The sequence below is a fragment of the Chromobacterium haemolyticum DSM 19808 genome, from assembly GCF_000711885.1.
Taxonomy (GTDB): Bacteria; Pseudomonadota; Gammaproteobacteria; order Burkholderiales; family Chromobacteriaceae; genus Chromobacterium; species Chromobacterium haemolyticum.
The window spans coordinates 39,079-45,078 of record NZ_JONK01000037.1 but is presented as its reverse complement, the minus strand read 5'-3'; the positions used below and the strand labels follow the sequence as shown (position 1 = coordinate 45,078).

The window sequence follows — 6,000 nt, the reverse complement described above, 5'->3', positions numbered from 1 at the left end:
CAGCGGCGCGCCCGGCGTGGTTGTCGCCGTGGAGGTGCGGCCGCGCTGATAGCCGGCGTTGGCGTTCAACGCCGGCAGCAACTGGGCGCGGGCGATGCCGGCCTGGGCCGCGGCTTCGTCGACGCGGGCGGCGGCGGCGGCCAGGTCCTGGTTGTGTTCCAGGGCCTCTGCGATCAGCTGGTCCAGCACCGGATCGTTGAACTGTTTCCACCAGTCCATGGCGATGGCCGGACTCTGGACCTGGGCGCTGTCCGGCAGCTCCAGTTTGGGGCGGCTGTAGTCGGGGCCAACCGCGCAAGCGGTCAGCGCCAGCGCCACCAATGAGGGAATCAGGGCGCGCTTAAACATGGTCGGCCTCCTCCGCCGCAACCGGCTTTTTGCGCCGCTCGGACGCCTGCATGATCAGCCGGAAGAACATCGGCACAAAGAATGTGGCGATGAAAGTAGCGGCCAGCATGCCGCCCACCACCGGGGTGCCCAACGCGCGACGGCTGGCGGAACCGGCCCCGCTGGAAATCACCAACGGCACGCAGCCCAGGATGAAAGCCATCGAAGTCATCACGATGGGGCGGAAACGCAGCCGCGCCGCTTCCAGCGCGGCGTCCATCAACGGCAAGCCCTGCTGACGCTGCTGCACGGCGAACTCCACGATCAAGATAGCGTTCTTGGCCGCCAGGCCCACCAGCGTGACCACGCCGATCTGGAAGTAGACGTTGTTGTCCTGATGGCCGATGACGGCGGCGAGCAAAGCGCCGAACAGCGCGAAGGGCACCGAGGTCACCACCGCCAGCGGCAGGCTCCAGCGTTCATACTGCGCCGCCAGGATCAGGAACACCATCAGGATGCCGAACAGGAAAGCCGTGGCGGCGGTGCCGCCGGCCAGTTTTTCCTGATAGGCGCTGCCGCTCCAGGCCAGCGCATAGTCGTTGCCCAATACTTGCCGGGTCACCTCTTCCAGCGCCTGGATGGCCTGGCCGGAACTGACGCCGGGCGCCGGCTGGGCCAGTATCTTGGCGGCATTGAAAATGTTGAAGCGGTCCACCAGCTCCGGCCCGTAGCTGGATTTGACTTCCACCAGGCTGGACAGCGGCACCATCACCCCCTCGGTGGAACGCACATAGATATTGGCGATGTCCTCCGGCCGCGCGCGGAAATCCGCCTCGGACTGCAACTGCACCTTGTAGGTGCGGCCGAACTTGTTGAAGTCGTTGACGTAAAGCTGGCCGAAGGTGGCTTGCAGGGTGTCGAACACTTGGTTGATGTCCACACCCAGCGCCTTGGTTTTTTCACGGTCCAGGTCCAGGTATTTCTGCGGCACGTTGGCGCGGAAGGTGGTGGTCACGCTGGCGAACTCCGGCCGCTGCCGCGCGGCGGCCAGCAGTTTCTCCGCCGCCTGGCTGAGCTTTTGCGCGCCATGGTCGCCGCGGTCCTGCAGATAAGCCTCCAGGCCGCCGGTAGTGGACATGCCGATGATGGGCGCAGGGTTGAAAGCGCTCATCACGCCGGTCTGCACGGTGCGGCCCAGGCGATTGAACTCGGCGGACACGGAGAAAGAGTCCTCGCCCTTGGCCTTGCGCTGGTCCCAATCTTTGAGGGTAACAAAGCTGGTGCCGCGGTTGGTCTGCTTGGAACCGGACAGGATGTCGAAACCGGTGAAGGTGGTGACGCTTTCCACATTGGGGTTGGCCATCATCAGCCGGTCGAATTCCGCCGTGGCCTTGGCGGTGCGAGTCAACGCGGCCGCGTCCGGCAGCGCGGTGCTGGCGAACAAGGTGCCCATATCTTCATTAGGCACCAACGAACCCGGCACTTTCTGGTACAAACCGACCGTGGCCGCCAGAATAACGGCAATCAGGCCGAAAGCGACGCCGACGCGGCGGTTGAGAAACAGCACGCCCAACACATAGCGGCCGGTCAAGCGTTCAAAAGCGCGGTTGAACCATTGGAAAAAACGCGGCGGCTGATGATGGCCGGGCTTGAGCAACAAAGCGCACAATGCCGGGGTCAGCGTCAGCGCGACAATGCCGGAGATGATCACCGACATGGCGATGGTGACGGCGAACTGCTTGTACATCACGCCGGTCATGCCGCCCATGAAGGCCACCGGCAGGAAGACCGCGCACAAGACCAGCACGATGGCCACCAAGGCGCCGGACACCTCCCCCATCGCCAGCACCGCGGCCTCCTTGGCGCTGCAGCGCCGCTCGCTCATGATGCGTTCGACGTTTTCCAGCACCACGATGGCGTCATCCACCACAATGCCGATGGCCAGCACCATGCCGAACAGGGTCAGCAGATTGATGGAAAAGCCCAACAGCAGCATGCCGGCGAAGGTGCCGATCAGCGACACCGGCACCGCGATGCAGGGAATCAGCGTGGCGCGGAAATTCTGCAGGAACAAATAAACCACTAGGAACACCAGCACCGTGGCTTCCAGCAGGGTTTCCACCACGCCGTGGATGGAGACCTTGACGAACTTGGTGGTGTCGAAGGGAATGGTGTAGTCCACCCCGGCCGGGAAGCGGGCCTTGAGCTCCTCCATCTTGGCGGCGATGGCGGCGGATACCTTGAGCGCGTTGGCGCTGGGTTGCAGATAAGTGGTGATGCCGACGCTGGGCTTGCCGTTGCGGGTGCCGAGCACATCGTAGTCGTTGCCGCCCATTTCCACCCGCGCCACATCCTTGACGCGGATCTTGGAGCCGTCCGGCATCGAGCGCACGATGATGTTCTCAAATTCCTTGGGTTCGCTGAGCCGGCCCTTGGCGTTGACCGTATAAGTAAAGCTGATGGGCGCGCTGGTGGGCTGAGCGCCGATCTTGCCGGCGGCGAACTGAGCGTTCTGCTCTCGCACCGCCTTGGCCACGTCGGACGGGGTCAGGCCCAGCTGGGCCATGCGGTCCGGCCGCAGCCACAGCCGCATCGCGTAATCCGTGCCGCCCATCATCGCCACATCGCCCACGCCGGGAATGCGCTTGAGCTCATCCATTACGTTGAGCAGAGCGAAATTGGACAGGTAGTTGCGGTCGTACTGGCCCGTGGGCGAGCCGATGGAGATCACGCTGAGCACCGAGGTGGACTTCTTGCGCACCGTGACACCCTGGCGCTGCACCTCGTCCGGCAGCTGCTTCATCGCCGCCTGCACCCGGTTATTGACGTCGATGGTGGCCTGGTCCGGATCGGTACCCACGGCAAAATAGACATTGAGGCTGAGCTGGCCGTTGGAAGCGGCGCTGGATTGCATGTAGAGCATGTTTTCCACGCCGTTGAGCTGCTGCTCCAGCGGCGCGGCCACGGTTTGGGCGATGGTTTCCGGCGTGGCGCCCGGGTAATTGGCCGACACCGACACCACGGCCGGAACGATCTGCGGATACTGCTCCACCGGCAGCGCGCGCATCGCAGCCAGGCCGGCCAGCACGACGACGATGGACAACACGCTGGCGAAGATGGGGCGATTAATGAAGAAACGCGAGAACATAAGCCTCTCCTTACGCCTTGGCCGGCGCGGCGGTCACCGGCTTGACCACCGTGCCGGGACGAGCTTGCATCAGGCCATCGACAATCACCCGCTCGCCGGCCTTGAGGCCGGATTCGATCACCACCCGGCCGCCCACCTGAGCGCCCAGCTTGACCATCCTGGCCTGCACTTTGTTGTCCGCGCCCACCACCATCAGTTGATTGTCCGCTTGAGCCTGAACCACAGCCTGCTCCGGCACGGTCAGCACATTCTTGCGCACGCCCAGATCCAGCAGCACGCGCACGAACTGGCCCGGCAGCAAACGCTCGTCCTCATTGGGAAATTGCGCCCGAGCGCTGATGGTGCCGGTTTTGGGATCCACGCGGTTGTCGCGGAAATCCAGCTTGCCGCTTTGCGCGTAGACCCGGCCGTCCGCCAGACGGATGCGAACCGGGTGGAGGGTGCCGTCATCCGCGCTCACTTTGCCGGTGGACAGGCTGTGCTCGTAATTGAGGCTGTCCTGCTCGGAAATGGAGAAATTGACGTAGATGGGATTGAGCTGAGAAATGGTGGTCAGCGGCTCGGCGGCGTCCACGCGGATCAGGCTGCCTTCGGATTGCACCTGCTTGCTAGTCAAGCCGGGAATCGGCGCGGCGACGCGGGTGTAGTCCAGGTTGAGCTGGGCTTCCTTGACCTTGGCGTCAGCGGATTGTTTGGCCGCCTTGGCGGAGTTCAGAGCCGCCACCGCGTTGTCGTAGTCCATTTTGGAAACCGCCTGTTCCTGGTACAGCGGACGGATGCGCTCCAGATCGGCTTCGGCTTTTTGCAGCGCGGCCAACTGCACCGCCTGCGCGCCCTTCGCCTGTCCCAGCTGCGCTTGGTAAGGGGCGGGATCGATCTGGAACAGCGTCTGGCCCTGCTTCACCGGCTGGCCTTCCACATAGGTGCGCTTGAGCAAAATGCCGCCCACGCGGGCGCGCACCTCGATATCACGGTAACCGGCGGTTTCGCCCACCAGTTCCATGGTCATGGGCACGTCGCCGGGCACAGCGGTTTCCACGGTGACTTGCGGTACGACGGCAGCCTGTTGCTGCGGCGAGCCGCAGGCGGCAAGCCAAACGGGCGAGGACAATAGCAGGGCAAACGACAATAGCTGTCGCGGCGAATAGCGCATTATTATTTCTCCATATGAGCGGGTATTCAGGATGGGCGGGCCAACCCAGGCGCAAGCGGAAACCTTGTAGGGTCAAGCGGACTGCTCTGAACCAGAGGCGCGGCAGTCCTGTTTGGAAGCGGCTGAAGACCCGCTAACCCCCTCACGTTGAGCCTGCTTGCACTGCCTGCGTCGGCGTGCATTGGCTCAGGTTCTCTACGAGGGCTTGTTAGCGGCTCTAAACCGCCTCCCATTAGAACAGCCTGTTATGAAGTGTTTTTTTTGAAAACAGCCGTTTTTGTAAATTGCGGGTAAATTCACGGGAAAACGGTGTAAAAAGTTGTGAATGCGAATCAAATCTATAATGACGATCGCGACGAGCCGTTTTTGCGGTTTCAAGCCGCGCCGCCAACTATCACCATCGCTAAGAGCCTGTTCTAAAGTCTCGCGAGCAAGAGCGAGACAAGGCGAAAACAAGCGAAAAAGCGGAGTGGTCGAGTGGTACATGAGCATTTTGAGCTTGTACTCACCGTGCAACGCTTCACGAAGCGCAGCAGACTTTGAACAAGCTCTATGGCAGAGGCTGAAAGGCTTTCAATAGACGCTCATAGCTGCCGTCCCCACGCATTGCGCTCAGGCCGGCCTCGAATTTCGCCGCGTTCTCACGGCCCTTGGGCCGCGCCTTGGAGAAAGCCAGCCAAAAGCCATCCTGGCTGATGCTCCCCACCTTGCGAATGCGGCCCGCGGCGGCGGGGTTGCCGCGGATGCGCAACTGGCCGGGACGCGTGTTCATCAAGACACAATCCACGCGGCGGGCCAAGAGCATGCGAATCAGGTCGTCATCCGAATGCGCCACGGATTTTATGATTTTGGAATCTCTCATGAAAGCGCTGGGATAGGTGTAGTCCTGAGTAATCCCCACTCTTCGTCCGGCCAAGTCCCGCAGACTCAGCCCGGCATCGGCGGCGGCAAGCGAAAAGATGGCCAGCTCCTCGGTGAACATCGGCGTTGGATGCCACCAGAACTGCCCGCGATTATCGTCGGTAATGGTGGCGCTGAGACACCCGGCAACGCGGCCAACCCGCGCCAACATCAAACAACGTGCAAACGGCACCAGTACGAAGCTGACCAAAACGCCCTGGCGGCGGAAGGCCTCCCGCGCCAGTTGCGGCGCCAGCCCCTGCGGCGCGCCATCGGCGCCACGCTCCGAATACGGCGGCCAGTCATCCTCCACGGCGATAAGCAGAGACGGAGGCGATGCGTCCGCTTGCGCCGCCACGGCGAGCAGGACCGCACACAAGATTCGTCGAAACCACGCTTGCATCTGTATCCCCTTCTCCACCGCAACGACACGGCCCGACAATGGACAAGCGCCGCTCGCCAACAATCGCCC

At 62.7% G+C, this 6,000-nt stretch carries 4 protein-coding genes; all 4 read right to left on the bottom strand.

Translation table 11 applies throughout. From position 1 onward, the window contains the following. A partial coding sequence (locus tag BR71_RS17905; RefSeq protein WP_043640744.1) for a TolC family protein occupies positions 1–348 on the bottom strand: 348 nt, incomplete at its 3' end. After that, entirely contained in the window at positions 341–3,475 is a 3,135-nt protein-coding gene (locus tag BR71_RS17900) for an efflux RND transporter permease subunit (RefSeq protein ID WP_043640741.1), read from the bottom strand. The genes BR71_RS17900 and BR71_RS17905, both read right to left, overlap by 8 nt. Positions 3,476–3,485: 10 nt before the next feature. Further along, complete coding sequence (locus BR71_RS17895; RefSeq protein WP_043640738.1) at positions 3,486–4,628, bottom strand: efflux RND transporter periplasmic adaptor subunit; 1,143 nt, start codon at positions 4,626–4,628, stop codon at positions 3,486–3,488. A 550-nt stretch (positions 4,629–5,178) separates the two neighbouring features. Next, positions 5,179–5,931, bottom strand: a complete 753-nt coding sequence (locus tag BR71_RS17890; RefSeq protein WP_043640736.1) for a substrate-binding periplasmic protein — start codon at positions 5,929–5,931, stop codon at positions 5,179–5,181. Positions 5,932–6,000 lie beyond the last annotated feature (69 nt).